The organism is Nonomuraea sp. NPDC049504, assembly GCF_040676845.1.
GTDB lineage: Bacteria > Actinomycetota > Actinomycetes > Streptosporangiales > Streptosporangiaceae > Nonomuraea > Nonomuraea salmonea.
In genome coordinates, this window is record NZ_JBFAPT010000003.1 from 355,795 (window position 1) to 376,446 (window position 20,652).

At 71.2% G+C, this 20,652-nt stretch carries 19 protein-coding genes; 13 read left to right on the forward strand and 6 right to left on the reverse strand.

The genetic code is table 11. From position 1 onward, the window contains the following. The first annotated feature begins 86 nt into the window (after window positions 1-86). From AB0K28_RS08085 to AB0K28_RS08110, 6 genes are read left to right on the forward strand one after another with little or no spacing between them, the layout of a single operon-like run. Window positions 87-1,187, forward strand: coding sequence for a biotin/lipoyl-binding protein (locus tag AB0K28_RS08085; RefSeq protein WP_364366543.1), 1,101 nt, complete (start codon window positions 87-89; stop codon window positions 1,185-1,187). After that, window positions 1,184-1,939: an ABC transporter ATP-binding protein gene (locus tag AB0K28_RS08090; RefSeq protein WP_364366546.1), complete on the forward strand. Its 756-nt coding sequence runs from the start codon at window positions 1,184-1,186 to the stop codon at window positions 1,937-1,939. Before AB0K28_RS08085 ends, AB0K28_RS08090 begins: the two co-directional genes overlap by 4 nt. Further along, on the forward strand, window positions 1,936-3,186 hold the full coding sequence (locus AB0K28_RS08095) for an ABC transporter permease (protein ID WP_364366549.1): 1,251 nt from the start codon (window positions 1,936-1,938) through the stop codon (window positions 3,184-3,186). Before AB0K28_RS08090 ends, AB0K28_RS08095 begins: the two co-directional genes overlap by 4 nt. Window positions 3,187-3,197: 11 nt before the next feature. After that, window positions 3,198-3,737, forward strand: a complete 540-nt coding sequence (locus AB0K28_RS08100; protein WP_364366552.1) for a hypothetical protein — start codon at window positions 3,198-3,200, stop codon at window positions 3,735-3,737. Next, window positions 3,734-4,426, forward strand: coding sequence for a response regulator transcription factor (locus AB0K28_RS08105; protein ID WP_345402017.1), 693 nt, complete (start codon window positions 3,734-3,736; stop codon window positions 4,424-4,426). The genes AB0K28_RS08100 and AB0K28_RS08105 overlap by 4 nt, the downstream gene beginning before the upstream one ends. Then, on the forward strand, window positions 4,423-5,886 hold the full coding sequence (locus AB0K28_RS08110; protein WP_364366555.1) for a HAMP domain-containing sensor histidine kinase: 1,464 nt from the start codon (window positions 4,423-4,425) through the stop codon (window positions 5,884-5,886). Before AB0K28_RS08105 ends, AB0K28_RS08110 begins: the two co-directional genes overlap by 4 nt. A gap of 27 nt (window positions 5,887-5,913) precedes the next feature. Here the strand turns inward: AB0K28_RS08110 and AB0K28_RS08115 are convergent, their stop codons facing one another. Next, window positions 5,914-7,296 carry an FG-GAP-like repeat-containing protein gene (locus AB0K28_RS08115; protein WP_364366558.1) on the reverse strand — a complete coding sequence of 461 codons (1,383 nt, stop codon included), beginning with the start codon at window positions 7,294-7,296 and terminating at the stop codon, window positions 5,914-5,916. A 167-nt stretch (window positions 7,297-7,463) separates the two neighbouring features. Here AB0K28_RS08115 and AB0K28_RS08120 point away from each other — a divergent pair, with 167 nt between their 5' ends. Beyond that, window positions 7,464-8,693 carry a cytochrome P450 gene (locus AB0K28_RS08120; RefSeq protein ID WP_364366561.1) on the forward strand — a complete coding sequence of 410 codons (1,230 nt, stop codon included), beginning with the start codon at window positions 7,464-7,466 and terminating at the stop codon, window positions 8,691-8,693. 8 nt (window positions 8,694-8,701) lie between these two features. Here the strand turns inward: AB0K28_RS08120 and AB0K28_RS08125 are convergent, their stop codons facing one another. Both AB0K28_RS08125 and AB0K28_RS08130 read right to left on the reverse strand, forming a co-directional pair. Continuing rightward, window positions 8,702-10,105, reverse strand: coding sequence for an MFS transporter (locus tag AB0K28_RS08125; RefSeq protein ID WP_364366564.1), 1,404 nt, complete (start codon window positions 10,103-10,105; stop codon window positions 8,702-8,704). Beyond that, on the reverse strand, window positions 10,098-10,703 hold the full coding sequence (locus AB0K28_RS08130) for a TetR/AcrR family transcriptional regulator (RefSeq protein WP_345402029.1): 606 nt from the start codon (window positions 10,701-10,703) through the stop codon (window positions 10,098-10,100). Before AB0K28_RS08130 ends, AB0K28_RS08125 begins: the two co-directional genes overlap by 8 nt. 129 nt (window positions 10,704-10,832) lie before the next feature. Between AB0K28_RS08130 and AB0K28_RS08135 the strand changes: the two genes are divergently transcribed. Next, window positions 10,833-11,960, forward strand: coding sequence for a Fic family protein (locus AB0K28_RS08135; protein ID WP_364366567.1), 1,128 nt, complete (start codon window positions 10,833-10,835; stop codon window positions 11,958-11,960). Window positions 11,961-11,966: 6 nt separating this feature from the next. Here the strand turns inward: AB0K28_RS08135 and AB0K28_RS08140 are convergent, their stop codons facing one another. The 3 genes from AB0K28_RS08140 to AB0K28_RS08150 form a co-directional block, all read right to left on the reverse strand. Further along, complete coding sequence (locus AB0K28_RS08140) at window positions 11,967-12,617, reverse strand: biliverdin-producing heme oxygenase (RefSeq protein ID WP_364366570.1); 651 nt, start codon at window positions 12,615-12,617, stop codon at window positions 11,967-11,969. A gap of 129 nt (window positions 12,618-12,746) precedes the next feature. After that, a complete protein-coding gene (locus tag AB0K28_RS08145) occupies window positions 12,747-13,757 on the reverse strand; it encodes an oligopeptide/dipeptide ABC transporter ATP-binding protein (protein ID WP_364366573.1) in 1,011 nt (336 codons plus the stop codon). Further along, window positions 13,741-14,739: an ABC transporter ATP-binding protein gene (locus AB0K28_RS08150; protein WP_364366576.1), complete on the reverse strand. Its 999-nt coding sequence runs from the start codon at window positions 14,737-14,739 to the stop codon at window positions 13,741-13,743. The genes AB0K28_RS08145 and AB0K28_RS08150 overlap by 17 nt, the downstream gene beginning before the upstream one ends. Before the next feature lie 129 nt (window positions 14,740-14,868). On the opposite strand from AB0K28_RS08150, the gene AB0K28_RS08155 reads away from it, so the two are divergent. From AB0K28_RS08155 to AB0K28_RS08175, 5 genes are read left to right on the forward strand one after another with little or no spacing between them, the layout of a single operon-like run. Then, complete coding sequence (locus AB0K28_RS08155) at window positions 14,869-16,077, forward strand: membrane dipeptidase (RefSeq protein WP_345402042.1); 1,209 nt, start codon at window positions 14,869-14,871, stop codon at window positions 16,075-16,077. Next, the gene (locus AB0K28_RS08160) at window positions 16,077-17,663 is read left to right on the forward strand and encodes an ABC transporter substrate-binding protein (RefSeq protein WP_364366579.1); all 1,587 of its coding nucleotides are present in this window, start codon (window positions 16,077-16,079) and stop codon (window positions 17,661-17,663) included. Before AB0K28_RS08155 ends, AB0K28_RS08160 begins: the two co-directional genes overlap by 1 nt. Window positions 17,664-17,667: 4 nt before the next feature. Continuing rightward, entirely contained in the window at window positions 17,668-18,621 is a 954-nt protein-coding gene (locus AB0K28_RS08165) for an ABC transporter permease (protein ID WP_345402048.1), read from the forward strand. Continuing rightward, window positions 18,618-19,472, forward strand: coding sequence for an ABC transporter permease (locus AB0K28_RS08170; protein ID WP_345402051.1), 855 nt, complete (start codon window positions 18,618-18,620; stop codon window positions 19,470-19,472). Before AB0K28_RS08165 ends, AB0K28_RS08170 begins: the two co-directional genes overlap by 4 nt. Next, the gene (locus AB0K28_RS08175; RefSeq protein ID WP_364366583.1) at window positions 19,469-20,638 is read left to right on the forward strand and encodes a Xaa-Pro peptidase family protein; all 1,170 of its coding nucleotides are present in this window, start codon (window positions 19,469-19,471) and stop codon (window positions 20,636-20,638) included. Before AB0K28_RS08170 ends, AB0K28_RS08175 begins: the two co-directional genes overlap by 4 nt. Window positions 20,639-20,652: the final 14 nt, after the last annotated feature.

Below are 20,652 nucleotides of genomic sequence, written 5' to 3' on the forward strand. Positions count from 1 at the left end.
GACGCCGGATGGGCGCCGCCGCCGTCCAGCGAACGTTCAGCTTGCTCGCGGCTGCGTCGCAGCCTGGTGTGCGAGGGTCACCGCTCGTGAAGGTGTCGATCAGGCGCAGGGCGCTGTTGACCAACGGGGCGCTGACGGTGCTCCTGCTGGGCGGTGCCGGCCTCGTGTACGCGCAGCTCGGCACGGATCAGGCGGCGGGCGAGACGGCGGTGCGCACGGTGACGGCGGGGCGCGGCTCGGTGACCGCGTCGGTGTCGGCGTCGGGCGCGGTGGAGAGCTCCTTGTCGCGCGCGCTGTCGTTCGGTACGAGCGGCACCGTCGAGAAGATCTACGTCAAGGCAGGGGACAAGGTCGCCAAGGGCGACATCCTGGCCAGGCTGGACGGCGCGGCGGCCCAGGAGAGCCTGACAGCGGCGAAGGCCGCGTACGACAGCGCCGTGTCGGACGGGACGGGCACGGCGCAGCTCTACGCCGCCTTCATCAAGGCCCGCAACGCCTATCGCGAGGCCCAGCGCACGGTGGCGGCCACGGTCCTCAAGGCCCCGTTCAAGGGCACGATCACGGCGGTGAACGGCTCGGTGGGCGGAACCAGCACCGGCACTGGCACCGGCACTGGCAACCCGCAAGGCGGACAAGGGACGGGCGCGAGCACCGGCTTCATCGAGCTGGCCGACACCACGAAGCTCCAGCTCGTCGGCACCTTCACCGAGTCGGACGCGGGCCGGCTGAAGAAGGGCCGGCAAGCGACGATCACGTTCGACGCGCTGCCCGGCGTGACCGCGACCGGCAGGGTGACGCAGATCGAGCCGGTCGCCGCCACCAGCGAGAACGTCGTGCGCTACCCGGTGACGATCACGTTCACAAAAGTGCCGGACCAGATCAGGCTGGGACAGACCGCCACGGTCGAGGTCATCACCGGCCGGGCGGAGAACGTGGTCACCGTCCCCTCCACGGCGATCTCCACGAGCGGCGGCCGGGCCACGGTCACCGTGCTGCGGGACGGGCGCCAGGTCAGGACCCCGGTCGAGGTCGGCGTCCAGGGCGCCACGCTCACCGAGATCACGTCCGGCGTGTCCGAGGGCGACGAGATCGTGCCGCCGTCCACCCCGTCCACCCCGTCCACCGGCCAGCGGACCGGCGGCGGGCAGCGCTTCGGCGGCGGCTTCCCGGGCGGGGGCCGGCGGTGACGGCGGAGGGAAGGACCGCGGGGACGGTCCCGGTCCTGCGGGTGCGGAACCTGGTCAAGGAGTACGGCGCCGGCGAGGCGAGGGTGCGCGCGCTGCGCGGCGTCAGCCTGGACGTCGAGCGCGGCGACTACGTGGCCATCATGGGCGCGTCGGGCTCCGGCAAGTCCACGCTGATGAACATCCTCGGCTGCCTCGACGTCCCCACCTCGGGCACGTACCTGATCGACGGCGCCGACGCCGGCCGCCTCGACGAGCACCGGCTCGCGCTGCTGCGCAACCGCCGCGTCGGCTTCGTCTTCCAGTCGTTCAACCTGATCCCGCGCATGAGCGCCCTCGCCAACGTCGAGCTGCCCCTCGTCTACGGCGGCGTGCGCCCGGCGGAGCGGCGCGCCCGCGCGCTGGCCGCGCTGGAGCAGGTCGGCCTGACCGACCGGGTGCACCACCAGCCGAACCAGCTCTCCGGTGGCCAGCAGCAGCGGGTCGCCGTGGCCAGAGCCCTGGTGACCGCGCCCGCGCTGCTGCTGGCGGACGAGCCGACCGGCAACCTCGACACCGCCTCGACCCGCGACGTCCTGGAGATCCTCGACCGGCTCAGCGCGTCGGGCCGCACGATCGTGCTCATCACCCACGAGGACGACGTGGCCGGGCACGCCAAGCGGGTGATCCGGCTGGTGGACGGCGAGATCGTGGACGACCGCCGTCAGGCTCCGGTGGACGGCCCGCCGCCCCGCCTGCCGGAGGCCGCCCCGTGAACCAGGTCGAGATCCTCCGCTTCGCCCTGCGCGGCCTGCTGGCCAACAAGATGCGCAGCGCGCTCACCACGCTCGGCATCCTCATCGGGGTGGCCGCCGTGATCATGCTGGTGGCCGTCGGCGAGGGCTCGTCACGCAGCATCCAGCAGAACATCCAGCGGCTCGGCGCGAACACGCTGACCATCTCGCCCTCCTTCTCAGGGGGCGGCGGTGGCGGCCTGCGGGGTCCTGGCAGGGGCGGCAACACCGGGCCGCGTACGCAGGCCAGGCAGCTCAGCCTGGCCGACGCCAAGGCGCTGACGGACGCGACGCTTGCCCCGTCCGTGCGCAGCGTCTCGCCGGTGGTGACGGTCTCGGCGGCCCCTGCCTCGTACGGCGCCGCCGCCCACCCGATCGCCCAGCTCGTCGGCACCTACCCGAGCTACTTCGAGGCCGTCAACAAGCCGGTCGCGAAGGGCGCCTACTTCTACAACGACGACGTGACGGCCGCCAGGAAGGTCATGGTGATCGGCCAGACCGTGGCGGACGAGCTGTTCGGCTCCGCCGACCCGATCGGCGAACAGGTGAGCGTGTCGGGGGTGCCGTTCACGGTGGTCGGGGTGCTCAAGGCGGCCGGGTCGAGCGGCGCGCAGGACGCCGACGACGTGGCCGTGGCGCCGCTGCCCGCCGTGCAGCAGAGCCTGAGCGGGTTCGGCTCGCTGGACCAGATCGTCGTGCAGGCGACGGGAGCGGGCACCACCTCGGCGGCGCAGGCCGAGGTCACCGCTATCCTCAACCAACGACACGGCATCACGAACACCACCAATCCCGACTACCGCATCCTGAACCAGGCGACGTTGCAGGAGACCGTCAGCGAGGCCACCGGCACCTTCACCGTGCTGCTCGCCGCGGTCGCCGCGATCTCGCTGCTCGTGGGCGGCATCGGCATCACCAACATCATGCTGGTGACGGTCACCGAGCGCACCCGCGAGATCGGCGTCCGCAAGGCGCTGGGCGCGCCCAGGAGCGCCATCCTGGGCCAGTTCCTGATGGAGGCCACGCTGCTGAGCCTGGTCGGCGGCCTGTCGGGGGTGCTGGTGGCGTTCGCGGGGACCAGGTTCAGCATCGCCGGCATCGAGCCGGTCCTCGTGCCGTCGTCGGTCGCGCTGGCGCTGGGCGTCTCGGTGGGGATCGGGCTGTTCTTCGGCGGCTACCCGGCCAACCGGGCGGCCAAGCTCAGGCCGATCGAGGCCCTGCGCCACGAGTAAGGAGAGGGACATTGGACAAGCTGGACTCCTCGCCGTTCCCCGGCGACCTGCGGGAGGAGCTCGCCGTCCGGCCGGCGAGGGGCCTGTCGAAGGTCACGCTCGCGCTGGGCGCCGGGGTCGTGCTGGTGGCCGGGATCCTCATCGGCATCCAGGCGCACAGCGCGTTCGGCTCGTCGGGCGGCTCGGGCGGCTCGCCGGGCCGGTCGCTGGGCACGCCGCAGGCGGGCCCGTCACGGCAGGCCGCGTCCGGCGAGCGGCCGGGCGGCGTGGGCAGGGAGGGCCGCCGGCCGGGCGGCTTCGGCGGCGGCACGACCGGCACGGTCGAGAAGGTCGAGGACGGCACCGTCCACCTGAAGACCGTGACCGGCGAGAGCGTCACCGTCGCCACCACCGGCGAGACCGCCGTGCAGATCTCCAGGCCGGGCAAGGTCGCCGACCTGAAGCCGGGCGTCACGATCGTGGTGCGCGGCACGCCGGACGCGGACGGCACGGTGACCGCCGCCTCCATCACGCAGGGCGGCCCCGCCGCCCGGGGAGGCGGCCCGCGATGAGCGAGCCCGAGGCCAGGCTGCTGGTGGTCGACGACGAGCCCAACATCAGGGAGTTGTTCTCGGCCAGCCTGCGCATGGCCGGGTTCGAGGTGCTGACGGCGGCCGACGGCAAGGAGGCGCTGCGGGTGGCCGAGGAGAGCACGCCGGACCTGGTGATGCTCGACGTGATGCTGCCCGATCTGGACGGCCTGGCGGTCGCGGGAAGGCTGCGGTCCCGCGGCCGCCGGGTTCCGGTGCTGTTCGTGACCGCCAAGGACACGCCTGAGGACCGCCTGGCCGGGCTGGGGCTCGGCGAGGACTACGTGACCAAGCCGTTCAGCCTGGAGGAGGTCATCGCGCGCATCAGGGCCGTGCTGCGCAGGACCCGCCGCGGCGCCCCGCCGCCGAACCGGCTCAGGGTCGCCGACGTGGAGCTGGACGACGAGACGCACGAGGTCTGGCGCGACGGCGTCCTCGTCCGGCTCTCGCCGACCGAGTTCCGCCTGCTGCGCTACTTCATGCTCAACGTGGGACGGGTGCTGTCGAAGAAGCAGATCCTCGACCACGTCTGGAACGGCGACTGGCGCACCGACGTCGGGCTCGTCGAGTCGTACGTCTCCTACCTCCGCCGCAAGATCGACACCGGCGAGCAGAAATACCTGCACACCCTGCGCGGCGTCGGCTACATCCTGCGCCCGCCCCGCATATGAGGAAGATACGCAGACAACTGTCCAGGGCGCCGCTCTGGCTGCGGCTCGTCTCGGCCACCCTGCTGCTGGTCACCCTCGCGATCACGCTGACCGGCCTGTTCGCCGTGCGGCTGCTGCGCAACTACCTGGTCGAACGCGTCGATCGCCAGCTCCACGTGGCCGCCGTGCCGCGCGAGACGCTGCCGCCGGTCGACCCGCGCCCCGACGGGCGGCCGCAGCGCTTCTTCGGGCTGTTCCACGGCGTCGTCCTCGACCCGAGCGGCGAGCTGGTGCGCACCTTCAGCGAGTCCACCGAGGAGCACACGCCCGCCCTGCCCCGGCTGACCGGCCCCGAGGTGCGCGTCCGCGACGGGCGCCCCTTCACCGTCGAGTCGACCGTCGCGGGCGGTCCGAACTGGCGGGTCATCGCCGTGCCCACCCGCGCGGGCCAGACCAGGATGATGGCCATCAGCCTCGGCGAGGTGGACGCCACCGTCTCCCAGCTCGCCCTCATCGTGGCGGTGGGCGGCGGCGGCACGCTGGCCGTGCTCGGGCTCCTCTGCTATTGGCTGGTACGCAGAAGCCTGCGCCCGCTGGGTGAGATCGCGCGTACCGCGAACGACATCGCCGGCGGCGACCTGTCGCGCCGCGTGCCGCTCTGGGCCGGCACCACCGAGGTCGGCAAGCTCGGCCGCTCGCTCAACACCATGCTCGCCCGCATCGAGAGCGCGGTGCGCGAGCGCGAGGAGGCCGCCGAGTCGGCCCGCGCGTCCGCGACCGCCGCCCGCCGCTCGGAGGAGCTGATGCGCCGGTTCATGGCCGACGCCTCCCACGAGCTGCGCACGCCGCTCACCTCGATCAGGGGGTTCGCCGAGCTGTACCGGCTGGGGGAGACCAAGGACCTGGACGAGGCCGTACGGCTGCTCGGCCGCATCGAGGGCCAGGCCGCCAGGATGGGGCTGCTGGTGGAGGACATGCTGCTGCTGGCCAGGCTCGACCAGCGGCGCGAGCTGGCGATGCGGCCCGTGGACCTGCTGAGCCTGTGCGCCACCGCCGTCATCGACGCCCAGACGCTCGCGCCCGACCGGCGGATCGAGCTGGTACGCCTGTTCGGCGGCGACGGCGAGGTCGTCGTCACCGGCGACGAGACCCGGCTCGGACAGGTGCTCAACAACCTCGTCACCAACGCGCTCACCCACACCCCGCCGGGCACCCCGTTCCAGGTGCGGGTGGGGGCCGACGGCGACCACGCCGTGGTGGAGGTGGCCGACGAGGGGCCGGGGTTCGCGCCCGAGGTGGCGGAGCGCGTGTTCGAACGCTTCTACCGGGCCGATCCGGCACGCAGCGCGGGCGGGTCGGGGCTGGGGCTGTCGATCGCGGCGACGCTGGTGGAGGCGCACGGCGGGATCGTCATGGCCGAAGCGGAGCCGGGCAAGGGCGCGTTGTTCCGCGTTCTCCTGCCCCTCGACGCCCGCCCCTGACCCCCTCCGGCTCTCGCCTGCCCCAGGTCAGCCGAAGGCGTAGCCGTACAGGCCGGTGCCCTCGGCGAGGCGGCGGAGCTTGCCGAGCCTGACCCGGTCCGAGCCGCGCCGGCCCGGCGCGTACATGACGAGGCCCTGGTCGGGGGAGGCGATCACGAGCCCGTACACGGGACGGCGCTGCGCCGACAGCGACCGGTACCGCTCCCATCCCGGCAGCGCCGACACCGACGCGCCGAAGTCCTGCCCCTTGCCCTTGACCAGCAGGTTCCCCTCGCGCGTCAGCCCGCCCGACCGGCGTCCTGCCAGCACCTGCACGGCCTTCTCGCCCGGCACGCCGACGGCCAGTTCGTCCACGCCGTCGCCGTTGAGGTCGGCGGCGGCGAGCGCCGTCCCGAACCGGTCGTAGTAGCGGGGGCGGCCGTCCAGGCTGTTCTGTGACCACGCCTCGGTCCTGTCCGTACGCAGCCCGCCGCCCGACCCGTAGAGCACGTCCACGGCGCCGTCCCCGTAGTCCATGGCCCGCTGGTTCTCGGTGATGCCCTCACCGGGCACGCCGATGGCGAGGTCGGCCCTGCCGTCGCCGTTGAAGTCCCCGGTGGCCAGGGCGGCGCCGAACCCGTCCCACTTCTCCGCGGCCCCGTGGATGCCGGGCGTGGCCTGGGTGAGCAGGCGCGCCCGCCGCGCCCGTACGTCGACGACGGTGACCGAGCCCTGCCCGTCCTGCCGCACGCTGTCGGCGGGCGCCCCCACGACCAGCTCGTCCTTGCCGTCGCCGTCGAAGTCGCCGGTCGCCAGGGCGGCGCCCCACTGGTCGGTGACGGCGGCGCGCTGCCGTACCCAGGAGGTCTTCTGGCTGACCGCGACCGGCTTGCGGCCCTTGAGCCCGTACACGGTGACCTGGCCGCCCGAGCGGTGGCTCGGCGCGCCCACGATCAGCTCGTCCCTGCCGTCGCCGTCGAGGTCGCCGGCCGCCAGCGCCGCGCCGAACCGGTCGCTGGACGGCCTGGCCAGTGCCAGCTCCCTTCCTGGTACGAGCCCCCGAGGCGAGCCGTCGTACACCTGGACCACCCCGTTGCCGTCGCCGCCCGGCACCCGCTCGCCGGTGAACTCCTCCGACACTCCCACCGCGAGGTCGGCGCAGCGGTCCCCGTTGAAGTCGCCCACGGCCAGCGCCGACCCGAACGCGTCGCCCGGTTCCGCGCCGTCCTGGGTCAGCTCGACGCGCTCACCCGACCCGTACATGACGGTCACCGAACCGGCCCTGTCGTGGGCGTACGGGGCGGCCACGGCGAGGTCGGGGCGGCCGTCGGCGTCGAAGTCCAGCGGGTGCCCGCCGCACGCGCGGGCGGCGGCGGGAGCCGTACCTGAGGCGAGGGGGAGGACCAGGAGAGCGGCGAGCAGCGCGTTCATACCGCCAGTAAGACCAGACGGCGCGAATTGGGGCTTAACGCCGCGAGAACGCGCCAGAAGGGCAGGATGCACATCCGTGTCCGGGTCGCGCGGGCCCCGTGGCGGCAGGGGTTTCCGGTACGGCCGTCGATGGCCGGAGCGGCGTGGGACCGTGCCAGGATAGGACGGTGGACATCGACCTCGCCGATCTGGATTTCTGGGGCAAGCCGCTGAAAGAGCGGAATGAGGCTTTCGCCCGGCTCCGGCAACTGGAGCACCCGGTGTTCTTCCCCGAGAAGAAGGTGCCGTTCCTGCGCTCCGGCAAGGGCTTCTACGCCCTCGTCCGCCACGCCGACGTCGTCGAGGCCAGCCGCAACGCGAAGGTCTTCTCCAGCGAGCCGGCCGTCACCAACCCCGAGCCGCCCGGCTGGGTCAAGCAGGTGTTCGGCGAGTCGATGGTCAACATGGACGACCCGCGCCACGCCCGCCTGCGCCGCATCGTGACCCGCTCGTTCAGCCCGAAGATGCTGGCCGGCCTGCAGAGCGACATCGAGGCCGCGTGCGCCCGCATCGTCGACGACGTCGTGAAGGACGGCCCGCGCGACTTCGTCTCCCAGGTGGCCGCCCGGCTGCCCATCCACGTCATCTGCGACATGCTCGACATCCCGCAGGAGCTGCGCGAGCAGGTGCACCGCCACGTCGACATCTCCACCGCCTACACCGGCGTGCGCCCCAGCCTGGCCCGCACCGTCCAGATGGCCGGCCAGAACATGATGGCGCTGTTCGCCCTCCAGCGCATGGTCATCAAGCTCGGCCACGAGCGCGCCGCCGACCCCAAGGGCGACCTGGTGTCCCTGCTGGTCAACGCCAACCCCGACGGGGAGAAGCTGACCGACAAGGAGCTCGGCTCGTTCTTCTCGCTGCTGCTGGTGGCCGGCAACGAGACCGCACGCAACACGATGGCCCACGGCATCAGGCTGCTCACCGAGAACCCCGCGCAGCGCGAGCTGCTCATGAGCGACTTCGACAGCCACGTCAACGGCGCCATCGAGGAGATGGTCCGCTACGTCTCGCCCATCATGCAGTTCCGCCGCACGGTCACCCAGGACTACTCGCTGCGCGGCCTGGAGCTGAAGAAGGGCGACAAGGTCGTGCTCTTCTACGGCTCCGCCAACCGCGACGAGACGGTCTTCCCCGACCCCGACGCGTTCGACATCACCCGCGACACCAAGCCCCACGTCGGCTTCGGCGGCCCAGGCCCGCACTTCTGCCTGGGCGCCAACCTCGCGCGGCAGGAGATGCGGACGATGTTCCGCGAGCTGCTCACCCGGCTGCCCGAGATCCGCACGGTGGGCGAGCCCGAGCTGCTGCTGTCGAACTTCGACAACAGCGTCCGCAGCCAGCGCTTCACCTTCTAGCGCTCCGGTCAGTCGGCGGCCAGCACGTTCGACCTGATCGTCACCCACGTGAGCACCGCCGCGACGACCATCATCGCCCCCGAGATCAGCATCGCCGTCCTGAACCCCGCGTCGAAGACCGGCGGGTTCTGGAAGGCGTCGCCCACCAGCCCCACCAGCGGCGGCACCGCGGCCACCGCCAGCAGCCCGCCGGTCCGCGCGACCGCGTTGTTGACGCCGCTGGCCATGCCGGCGTGCCGCTCGTCGGCCGAGGCCAGCACGGTCGCGGTCAGCGGCGCGACCGTGGCCGACAGTCCCAGCCCGAACAGGGCGACCGCGGGCAGCACCTGGAAGGCGTAGGAGGCGCCGAACCCGATCGTGCTCATCGCCAGGAAGCCGCCGCCCGCGGCGAGCAGCCCGATCGTCATGGGGCGGCGCGGGCCGTACCGTTTGGCGAGCTCGCCGGCCCTGGCCGACAGCAGCATCATCAGGATCGTCGCCGGCAGCATCGCCATCCCGGCCGCGATGGGCGAGAACCCGGAGACCACCTGGAGCTGCACCACCAGCAGGAAGAACACCACGCCCATGGCGGCGTACATGACGAGCGTCACGATGTTCACCGCCGTGAACACCCGGTCGCGGAAGATGCCGACCGGCACCAGCGCGTCCGGCGACCTGCGCACCTCGACGACCACGAACGCCGCCGCCAGCACCAGCCCTGCGACCAGCGGCACCGCCGCGCCCTGCTGGATCAGCCCATACGTGATGCCGGCCAGCGCCAGCGCCGCCAGCACGGATCCGAGCACGTCGAACCGCCCTGCGGCCTCCTCGTCCCGGCTCTCCGGCACGTGCCGCAGCGTGACGATCACGATGAGCACCGCGAACGGCAGGTTGATGAGGAACGCCCACCGCCAGCCGGCCGTCTGCACCACCCAGCCGCCGAGCAGCGGCCCGACCGCGCTCGCCACGCCGCCCAGCCCGGACCACACGCCCACCGCGCGCGGCCGGTCGTGGCGCACGAAACTGGCCTGGATGATCGCCAGCGAGCCCGGCGTCAGCAGCGCCCCGCCGACGCCCTGCAGGGCGCGTGCCGCGATGAGGACCTCGATGTTCGGCGACAGGCCGCACAGCGCCGAGGCGATCGCGAACCAGACGACGCCGACCAGGAAGATCCGCCGCCGGCCGTACCGGTCACCGAGCGACCCGCCCAGGAGGATGAGCCCGGCCAGCGTCAGCGTGTACGCGTTGACCGTCCACTGCAGCCCATCCATCTGCGCGTCGAGCTCGCGGCCGAGGAACGGCAGCGCCACGTTCACCACAGTGCCGTCGAGCAGCGCCAGCCCCGACCCGAGCACCGTGGCCCCGAGAATCCACCGCCCCCGAGCCGACTTGACGGCGACGTGCCCGTTGACCTGCCCGGCCGGATCACTCATGCGACCGAGGGGCCAAGGCCCTCAAGACGAACTCGGAGACCAGCTCCCCGGCCGCCTCCACCGTCACCTCACCACTGATCAGCGGCACCCGCTCAGCCCCGATGACCGCGAGCACCATCCGGGCGGTGGCCGCGACGTCGAGCACCCGGAACTCACCGGCCTCGACCCCGCTCTCCAGGATGTCCACCAGCACCCGCTGCATGGGCGCGACATGCTCGGCCAGCCGCTGATAGGCATCAGGCCCCAGAGCCGCACTGAGATCAGCGGCCCCGGGATGCGGATGAGCAACGAGCCCGGCCAACTGCAGCCGCACGAACCCTCGCAGCCGCTCGGACGGGGACGCCCCGACCGGCAGCTCCCGCTCGTAACTCTCGATGAAGTAGTGCGTCACCCGCTCGGTGAACGCCAGCAGCAGAGCCGCCTTGTCGGGAAAATAGTTGTACAGAACAGTTCGGGTGATCCCGGCCTCATGGGCGACGTCCGTCATGGAGATCGCATCGATGCCCTGCACCCGCGACAACCGCGACACGGCCTGCAGAATGCGGTCGCGCGTCTGAGCACGATGCTCACCGATGGTGGCGGCCTTGATCCGGGGCATACCCCCATCGTAGGCCGCCCCAAGCCCCGGCTCCCGCCCAACGCGGCCACCCATGACACGGGGAAACGACATAATGGATGAATCATTCATTCCTTTGGCCGAATGATTCGTTCATGCTTTCATGGCGGCATGCTCTACGGGACTCCTGCGCTTGAGGCGGCGGACAAGGTCGTGCTGGCCGAGATCGAGGACATGCGACAGGACCTTGAATACCGGTTGGCCGAGACCCACCGGTGGGATGGTCAGTTGCGCAGGCAGTTGCAGGCGCGTGCGATCCAGGGTTCCAACGCGATCGAGGGTTACCGCGCCAGCGTGGAGGACGTCCAATCCATCATGGCGGGGGAGGAGCCCCTGGACGCGTCGAATGCGGTGACCAAGGAGATCGCCGGGTACCAGCAGGCGCTGACGTACATCAGGTCGCTGTCCCGCGCCCCGGCGTTCCGCTACGACGCCGGCCTGCTGAACGCACTCAACTTCATGATGATCGGCCATCACGGCCCCCAGTCTCCGGGCGTCATCCGTTCCGGCGCCATCTACGTGCGCGACTTCTCATCCGGCCGGGTCGTCTACGAGGGCCCGGACGCCGTGCTCGTCCCCGCGCTCCTGGACGAGCTGGTCGCCTGGCTCAACGAGGGCGACCTGGAGGCGCCGAGCTACGTGCGGGCTGCGATGGCGCACCTAAACCTGGTCAACATCCACCCGTGGCGCGACGGGAACGGCCGCATGTCGCGAGCCCTCCAGACCCTGGTCCTGGGCCGTGACCAGATCATGACCCCGGAGTTCTGCTCGATCGAGGAGTGGCTCGGGCAGCAGCGCACGACCATCGAGTACTACGACGTGCTGGGCGCGGTCGGCCGGCGCCGCTGGAGCCCGCACGGCGACACGCTCGCCTGGGTGCGGTTCTGTCTCAGGGCGCACCACATGCAGGCGCAGCGGGTGGCGGCCAGGCTGGCCGAGGCGGGCGAGATCTGGACGTACCTGGAGGAGCAGGTGGACGCCGACGGGCTGAACGATCGGTGCGTGTCGGCGCTCTACGAGGCGTTCGTGAACCGGCGGCTGCGGCGCAGCCGTTACCAGGCCGACGAGGACCTCAGCCAGGGCAAGGCCGCCCGCGACCTGCGCGAGCTCGCCGCCAGGAAGTGGCTCCAGCCGTACGGGGAGACCAAGGGACGCTACTACCAGGCGGGCCCGCGCCTGAGGCGGCTGCGCGAGGAGTTCGCCGAGCGGGCCGTGCCGCTGCGGGATCCGTACGCCTGACCGGGGTCAGGCGGCGGTTTTGACGAGGTGGCGGAGGTCACTCAGGACTTCGGTGTTGAGCTGGTAGGCCAGGCGGACCTCGGCGATCATGCGCTGTTGCTCGCGGTCGTCCAGATCCTGGCCGAGGGCGTCGAGGCGGGAGCGGTACTCCGTCTTGAAGCGGGGGAGGCTGCCCAGGTCGTCGAAGATGTAGAAGTCGACGCCTCCGCCCTTGGCGTAGCCGTAGATCTTCTGCAGTTCCATGCGGATGAACTGGCCGCCGGACAGGTCGCCGAGGTAGCGGGTGTAGTGGTGGGCGACGTAGCCGCCCGGCCAGTCGGCGACCTGGTGGATGCGGGCCACGAGGGTGCGGGTGGCCTTCGACGGGGTGATGCGCTCGCGCCAGCCGGGGCCGTAGATGGTGGCGAGGTCGCGTTCGAGCGCCTGCTCGCGGTACAGCTCGGGGAAGACGAAGCGGCCCGCCACCGGGTGGCCGGCCAGCTCGCGGGAGACGCCGTCGAGCGCGGTGTACGCGAAGTAGTGCTGGGCCACCATCTCGCCGTAGTCGTGCTCGGTCAGGCGGCCGGCCATCAGCGCGGAGAGGTAGCCGTCGGACTCGGCGGATTCGTGGTCGGCCCACGTGGCGTTCCGCAGGGTTTCTGAGAAGGACGAGGTCACGGCCCACCTCTGCTCGTGCTGACGTTTCATGACGAAGTGTCACAAACGGCGGCGGGCGGCGTCAAGCCGATGGCGACAGTGTGTCAGCAAAGCTTGCTCTCCCTCTCAGGTACCCCGGGAAAGCCCACGTCAAGACGGGCGTTCCGGGTAATGGCAGGCCGCGTAGTGCCCGGAAACGTCCTCCAGCACCGGCTCCACCTCCGCGCACCGGTCGGTGGCCTTCCAGCAGCGGGTGTGGAAGCGGCAGCCCGGGGGCGGCGCCACCGGGCTCGGCGGGTCGCCGGCCAGCATGATGCGGGAGCGGCCGCGCAGCGCCGGCTTCGGCACGGGCGCCGCCGACAGCAGCGCCATCGTGTACGGATGCGCCGGCGCCGAGTAGACGTCGGCCGCCGCGCCCAGCTCCGCCACCCGGCCCAGATACATCACGCCCACCCGGTGCGAGACGTGCCGGACCACGGCCAGGTCGTGCGCGATGAACACCAGGGCCACCCCGAGTGTCCGCTGCAGCTCGGCGAAGAGGTTGACCACCTGAGCCTGCACCGACATGTCGAGCGCCGACACCGGCTCGTCGCACACGATCACGTCGGGCTCGGTGGCCAGGGCGCGGGCGATGCCGATGCGCTGCCGCTGGCCGCCGGAGAACTCGTAAGGGAAGCGGCTCATCCGGTCGGGTGACAGGCCGACCAGGGTGAGCAGTTCGGCGACGCGGTCGCGCATGGCGCGGGAGTTCGGCGCGAGGCGGTGCACCCGCAGCGGCTCGGCCACGATGTCGTGCACGGTCATGCGCGGGTTGAGCGAGGTCAGCGGGTCCTGGAAGACCATCTGGACGCGGCGCCTGATGTCGCGCGGCACGCCGCCCCTGGTGAAGAACGGCCGGCCGCGGAAGGTGACCTCGCCCTGGTCGGGGCGTTCGAGGCCGACGAGCATGCGGGCCAGGGTGGACTTGCCGCAGCCGGACTCGCCGACGATGCCCAGCGTCTCGCCGGGGTGGAGGTCGAGGTCCACGCCGGCCACCGCGCGTACGGCGCCGCCCCTGGACAGCAGGCCGCCGCGGTACGTCTTGTGCAGGTTCGTGGCCCGCAGCACCGGCTCGCCCCGCTGTTCGAGGGGCTTGGGGGCGGCGTCAGGTGAGAGCGCCATCGAGCATCTCCTCCGCGTGGTGGCAGGCGACGGAACGGTCAGAGCCGGGTAGGACGGTCAGCGGCGGCCGGGTCGTGCCGCACACCTCGCTCGCCCGCGCGCACCGCGGCGCGAACGAGCAGCCGGGCGGCACCTCGGCGGGGCTGGGCGGCGCGCCGGGGATGGCGCGCAGCTCCGAGGCGGGGCTGTCCAGGTCGGGGATGGCGGCGAGCAGCGCCTCCGTGTACGGGTGCGCGGGCCGGTCGTACAGCTCGCCGACCTCGCCGCGCTCCACGATGCGCCCGGCGTACATGACCGCGATCCGGTCGCTGACCTCGGCCGCGACGCCGAGATCGTGTGTGATGAGCAGGACCGCGGTGCCGAGCTCGCGCCGCAGCCGGTCGATGAGCTCCAGGATCTGCGCCTGGACGGTCACGTCGAGCGCGGTCGTCGGCTCGTCGGCGATGATCAGGTCGGGTTCGAGCGCCACCGCCATGGCGACGAGGATGCGCTGCCGCATGCCGCCGGAGAACTGGTGGGGGTAGTCGTCGATGCGCTTGGCGGCGGCGGGGATGCCGACCAGGTCGAGCATCTCGATCGAGCGGGCCCGTGTCTCCTTGCGTGACAGGCCGCGGTGCACGCGGTACAGCTCGCCGATCTGGTCGCCGATGCTGAGCACGGGGTTGAGCGCGGACAGCGCGTCCTGGAAGACGAGCGTCATCTCGCTGCCGCGCAGCGCTCTGAGCTGCTCGGCGTTCATGGTGAGCAGGTCGCGCCCGCCGAGCCTGGCCGTCTCGAACCGTACGTGGGCGTTCGGCTGGTCGAGTAGCCCCATGACGGCTTTGGCGGTGACGGATTTGCCCGAGCCCGACTCGCCGAGCAGCGCGAGCGTCTGGCCGCGCTCGATGGTCAGGTCCACCCCGCGGACCGCCGGGATCTCGCGTCCCTGGGCGGTGAAGGTGACGTGGAGGCCGCGGATCTCCAGGGCCGGTGGTTCGCTCACCGCACCCCCTTCTGGATTGTGACGAATGCTGGCGCTGACTGGACGTCTGTTGCCGAAAAACAACTTGGATATTGTCTTTAGCGCCTGATCCTGGCAAACTTCCGGCAATCGGACAAGAGGGGATACCAGATGCTGGAAGCCGCGAAGAGCTACAAGGGCTACCGTTCGTACGAATACTTGGAGGAGGGCGTCGACTACCGGCACTTCGACCTGGCGCCTGAGATCGGCCGCGTCCCCGCGTACCAGGGCCCCGAGCTCACCACCGAGCAGACCGAGCGCGTCCGCCGCCTGCTCACCGACAGCCTGGTCGTCTCCCTGCACGACCACCCGTCGATCTTCCCCGACGACATCGGCCAGACCGTCGACTACAACCGCACCGCCCGCCACCGCACCGGCTACGAGGGCCTGGCCCGCTCCGGCATGACGGTCGTCTTCGACAACCTCATGGACGGCACCTGCTGCGTCACCAGCCAGGCCGGCTGGAAGTGGAACGACGTGATCGCCGACATCGGCATGCGCCTGTCGGACATCGCCCACCAGGACTACCTCATCAAGGTCGAGCGCCTGGCCGACGTGCACGAGGCGCACAGCAGCGGCCGCATGGGCCTCGTGCTCGCCCTGGAGGCGGCCACGATGATCGAGAACGAGGTCGACAGGATCGACATGCTGTACGGCTTCGGCGTACGGCAGATGGGCATCGCCTACAGCGAGGCCAACACGCTCGGCAGCGGCCTGAAGGAGCGCGGCGACGGCGGCCTGACCCTGTTCGGCGAGAGGGCCGTGCGCCGCATGAACAAGCTCGGCATCGCCATCGACGTCTCCCACTCCGGCGACCAGACCTCGCTCGACACGATCAAGCACTCCACCAAGCCGATCCTCATCACCCACGCCGGCGCCCGCTCGGTCTGGCCCACGAACCGCATGAAGCCGGACTCCGTCATCAAGGCGGCGGCCGAGCGCGGCGGCGTCATCGGCCTGGAGGCGGCCCCGCACACCACGCTGTCGCCCGACCACCCCAGGCACACCCTGGAGTCGGTCATGGACCACTTCACGTACTGTGTGGACCTGGTCGGCATCGACCACGTGGCCTTCGGCCCCGACACGTTGTTCGGCGACCACGTCGGGCTGCACGAGACGTTCGCCGACCACCTGTCAATCAGGGAGGCGCACGCCGGGATCGACTACGACAAGGTCGCGTACGTGGACGGCCTGGAGAACCCGGCCGAATGCTTCTGGAACATCATCTCCTGGCTCGTCGCCCACGGGTACTCCGACGACGAGATCACCAAGGTCGTCGGCGGCAACGTCATGCGGGTGCTGGAAGAGGTCTGGATCTGATGAGACGTGTCACCCTGGCCGCGGCGCTGGCCGCCGCACTTACCGGCATCGCCGCGTGCGCCCCGAGCGTGCCCGGCCAGTCGGGCTCCCCGTCGTCCGCCGAGCAGGGCGCCCCGGCCTCGGCCGACCGGCTGACCATCGGCACGACCGCCGACGTCGTCAACTACAACCCGCTGGTCGGCAACAGCCGGACGGACTCGTGGGTCACCAGCCTCATGTACCCGCACCTCATGCAGATGGACGAGGCCGGCAAGCGCACCCCGTACCTGGCGACCGAGTGGTCGTACGCGGAGGACGGCAAGAGCGCCACCGTCAAGCTGCGCGACGACATGAAGTGGTCCGACGGCAAGCCGGTCAGCGCCGACGACGTGGTGTTCGCGGTGACGGCCGTGCAGAAGGAGAAGTTCGGCGTCGTCGCCGGGCTCATCACCGCCCTCGACGAGGCCGAGGCCGTCTCGCCCACCGAGGTGCGCTTCAAGCTGAGCCGCCCCGACGGGACGTTCCTCGACAACGTCGGCTTCTGGCTGCCGATCGTGCCCAAGCACGTGTTCGAGAAGGCGCCGAGCGTGCAGAAGTTCGCCAACGACAAGGACTGGGTGAGCGCGGGGCCGTACAAGCTGACCAAGGTCGAGCGCGGCCAGCGCTACATCATGGACCGCGTCGACGACTTTGGGCCCGGCCAGCCGACCGTCAAGCAGGTCGTCTTCCGCGTCTTCCCCGACGTCAACACCGAGGTGCTGGCGCTGCGCAACGGCGAGATCGACATGATCGGCAACGTGCTGCCGCCCGCCACCGCGGCCGAGCTGAAGAACGACGCCCAGATCAAGCTGCAGGAGATCCCGTCGCTCGGCTGGGCGCACCTGCAGTACAACACCAAGCGCAAGCCGCTGGACGACGTCCGCGTGCGGCAGGCGCTGGCCCACGCCGTGGACTACGAGGCCATCAGGAACATCGCGCTCAAGGGCTTCGCCAAGTCCTCCAACTCCAGCGTCCTGACCCCGACGCTGCCCGACTACGCCGACCCGAGCTCGAAGGAGTACGCCTTCGACCCCGAGCAGTCCAAGAAGCTGCTGGCCGAGGCCGGGCAGACCAACCTGAAGCTCGGCATGATCTACGACCAGGCCGACCCGAACATCGCCCGCTGGGCGCCCATGGTGCGCGACGCGGCGAAGAAGGCCGGGATCACGATCGAGCTGCAGGGCCTGGAGCGCAACACGTACCTGGACAAGACGACCAAGCGGGACTTCGACATCTACGCCGGGTCGTGGGCGGTCATGGACAACCCGCCCGCCAACCTGGGGCTGGCCTTCAAGAGCGGCGGGTTCATCAACTACGCCCAGGTCGCCGACCCCAAGCTGGACGACCTCATCGACAAGGCGCAGCGCGCGCTGACCGTCGAGGAGGCCAGGACCCCGATCCAGGAGGCCGCCCGCATCATCCACGACCAGGTCTACGACAACGTCCTGTACGTGGAGACGTTCAACATCGCGTACTCCGCGAAGTGGACCGGCTTCAAGCCGATGCCGAGCGAGCTGCTGTCCATCCTCAACCCGCTCTCCCTCGCCTCGGCGAAGCCGGCGGGATGATCGCATGAGGTTCATCGGCCTCCGGCTGGCCCGCGGCCTGCTCACCCTGTGGTTCGCGGTCACGGTGACGTTCTTCCTGGTCCGCCTGCTGCCGGGCGACCCGGTGCTGGCCGTGGCCGACCCGAACATGACCGAGGAGCTGCGCCAGAAGCTGCTCGCGGACTTCGGCCTGGACAAACCCCTGGCCGCACAGTACGTCGACTACCTCGGCCAGCTCCTGCACGGCAACCTCGGCATGTCGTTCCGCCAGTCGGTCCCCGTGACGACCGTGCTGATGGAACGGCTGCCGTGGACGCTGATCCTCACCATCTCGGCCATGGCGGTGACGATCGTGCTGGGCATCCCGCTCGGCGTGCTCGCCGCCACCAGGGCCAAAGGCTGGCTCGACCGCGTCATCCAGCTCACCGGCGTCACCGCGCAGTCGCTGTTCGTGCCCAGCGTCGGCATCTTCCTCATGTACGTGCTGGGCGTCTGGCTCGGCTGGTTCCCCATCGGTGGCGCGGTGGACCTCGACGCCACCGGCATCGGCGCCACCGTCAGCATGGTGCACCACCTGGTGCTGCCCTGCCTGTCGCTGGTGCTCATCCAGCTCGGCGGCTACGTGCTGACCATGCGGACCACGCTCATCGACGCGCTCGGCGAGGACTACGTCTCGCTGGCCAAGGCCAAGGGCGTACGGCCCGGCAAGGTCGTGTGGAAGCACGCGCTGCGCAACGCGCTGCTGCCCACCACCACCATCGCCGGCCTGCAGCTCGGCACCCTGGTCGGCGGCGCGGTGCTGACCGAGACCATCTACGCCTACCCGGGCATCGGCCGCGCCATCTACGAGGCGGTCGGCCAGCTCGACTTCCCCGTGCTGCAGGGCGCGTTCGTGCTGCTGGCGGCCGCCGTCGTGGTGGCCAACCTCATCACGGACGTGGCCTACGGCATCCTCGACCCGAGAGTGCGCACCTCATGACCGCCATCGCAGCGGAGCTCACCCCCCGCGCGCGGACCTGGAGCTCCTTCCGCCGCAACCCGCTCGGCATGGCCAGCGCCGTCGTGCTGCTCCTCATGCTCCTGGTCGCGATCTTCGCGCCGCTCATCGCGCCCTTCCCCGAGGGATACGGCGCCGACACCTCCCAGCCGCCCTCCGCGGCCCACTGGTTCGGCACCGACGACATCGGCCAGGACGTGTTCGCCCAGGTCGTCTGGGGTACGCGGGTCAGCATGGCGGTCGGGGTCAGCGCCTCGGTCCTCGCCATCGTCATCGGCCTGCTCATCGGCGTCAGCGCCGCGTACTTCCGCCGCCTGGACACCCCGCTCGGCGTCCTGGTGGACCTGTCGCTGTCGCTGCCCGTGCTGCCGCTGATGATCCTGGTGGCGGCGCTGGCCGGGCCCAGCGTGCGCACGCTGGCCGTGGTGATCGCGCTGTTCAGCTGGCCCGAGGTGGCCCGCGTGGTGCGCTCGCAGGCGCTGGCCATCGTGCCCATGCCGTTCGTGTCCGCGGCCAAGGTCGTCGGCGGCTCGTCGCTGTGGATCGTGCGCAAGCACCTGCTGCCCGGCGTCGTCCCCGTCGTCGGCGTGTCCGTCGTGCTCACCACGTCCCGCGCCGTGCTGTCGGAGGCCGGGCTGTCCTTCCTCGGCCTGGGCGACCCCAACAGCTGGTCGTGGGGCACGATCCTGCACAAGGCGCAGCAGTCGGGCGCGCTCGCCTCCGCCTGGTGGACCACGCTGTTCCCGTCGCTGGCGATCCTGCTGCTGGTTCTGTCGACGACGCTGCTGTCCGTGGCCTACAACGACGCCCGCAACCACAGGAGCGACACATGACTTTCTCCCAGAAGCTGCCGGCCTCCTTCTACGCGGGCGCCCTCGACCGGGTACGCGCCCGCATGGCCGCGGACGGGCTCTCGGCGCTCCTGCTCGACGACCCGCTCGACGTCGCCTACCTCACCGGCTTCCACCACTTCCCGAACGAGCGGCCGGTCGCCTGCTGGCTGCCGCTCGACGGCGACCCGGTGCTGCTGGTGCCCGACCTCGAACGCGAGTACGCCGCCGACCAGGACGCCAGGGCCGAGATCCGCGCCTACCCCGAGTTCCCCGGCGTGCGCTCGCCGTTCGCGGTGCTCGCCGCGCACGTACCGGCCCCCGCCACGGCCGCCTACGCCTCCTCCACCTCCATCGGCCGTACGGCGGCGCTCGCGGCGGCGTTCCCCGGGACCCGGTGGAGCGTCTCCGACGCCGTCGGCCAGGTGCGGCTGCGCAAGCTCCCCGAGGAGATCGCGCTGCACGAGGAGGCCGCCCGCATCGCCGACCGGATGATCGAGGCCGGCGTCGAGCTGGTCAGGCAGGCCGTCGAGGACAGTGGCGAGCTGCCCACCGAGACCGAGCTGGCCGGGCACGTCATCTCCTACGGCTCCCGCCTCATGTACGCCTCCCACGAGGACGTCGTGGTCGTCCCCATGCTGACCGGCGGCCTCGTCTACGGCGGCCCCAACTCCGCCCAGCCGCACCGCCTGCCCGGCGGCGACCGGCTGAAGGCGGGGGAGACGTTCATGCTCTCCCTCGGCTGCGCCGTCGGCGGCCGGTTCGTCGAGAGCGAGCGCACGTTCGTCATCGGCGAGCCCACCCCCGAGCAGGCCCGCTACTACGAGGCCGTACGCGAGGCGCAGGAGATCGGCACCGAGGCGCTCGTCCCCGGCGCCACCTGCGAGGAGGTCAACCGCCGCTGCCTGGCCGTCATCGAGGAGGCCGGCTACGGCGCGCACCTGCGCCACCGCCAGGGGCACGGCATCGGGCTCGGCTTCCACGAGCCGCCGTGGCTGTCCGACGGCGACGCCACCGAACTCGCCCCCGGCATGATCCTGTCCAGCGAGCCCGGCGTCTACGTGCCCGGCCACGCCGGCTACCGCATCTCCGACACCGTGCTCGTCACCGAGTCGGGGCCGCGCCGGCTCACCGCGTACCCCCGAGAGCTCACCGACATCGTCATCTGACGGCCATCTGAGAG

Bases quoted from the DNA above. Each gene is read 5' to 3' on its own strand.
- AB0K28_RS08105 (WP_345402017.1), top strand. From the start codon at position 3,734: ATGAGCGAGCCCGAGGCCAGGCTGCTGGTGGTCGACGACGAGCCCAAC.
- AB0K28_RS08110 (WP_364366555.1), top strand. From the start codon at position 4,423: ATGAGGAAGATACGCAGACAACTGTCCAGGGCGCCGCTCTGGCTGCGG.
- AB0K28_RS08115 (WP_364366558.1), bottom strand. From the start codon at position 7,296: ATGAACGCGCTGCTCGCCGCTCTCCTGGTCCTCCCCCTCGCCTCAGGT.
- AB0K28_RS08125 (WP_364366564.1), bottom strand. From the start codon at position 10,105: ATGAGTGATCCGGCCGGGCAGGTCAACGGGCACGTCGCCGTCAAGTCG.
- AB0K28_RS08130 (WP_345402029.1), bottom strand. From the start codon at position 10,703: ATGCCCCGGATCAAGGCCGCCACCATCGGTGAGCATCGTGCTCAGACG.
- AB0K28_RS08135 (WP_364366567.1), top strand. From the start codon at position 10,833: ATGCTCTACGGGACTCCTGCGCTTGAGGCGGCGGACAAGGTCGTGCTG.
- AB0K28_RS08145 (WP_364366573.1), bottom strand. From the start codon at position 13,757: ATGGCGCTCTCACCTGACGCCGCCCCCAAGCCCCTCGAACAGCGGGGC.
- AB0K28_RS08155 (WP_345402042.1), top strand. From the start codon at position 14,869: ATGCTGGAAGCCGCGAAGAGCTACAAGGGCTACCGTTCGTACGAATAC.
- AB0K28_RS08160 (WP_364366579.1), top strand. From the start codon at position 16,077: ATGAGACGTGTCACCCTGGCCGCGGCGCTGGCCGCCGCACTTACCGGC.
- AB0K28_RS08165 (WP_345402048.1), top strand. From the start codon at position 17,668: ATGAGGTTCATCGGCCTCCGGCTGGCCCGCGGCCTGCTCACCCTGTGG.
- AB0K28_RS08170 (WP_345402051.1), top strand. From the start codon at position 18,618: ATGACCGCCATCGCAGCGGAGCTCACCCCCCGCGCGCGGACCTGGAGC.
- AB0K28_RS08175 (WP_364366583.1), top strand. From the start codon at position 19,469: ATGACTTTCTCCCAGAAGCTGCCGGCCTCCTTCTACGCGGGCGCCCTC.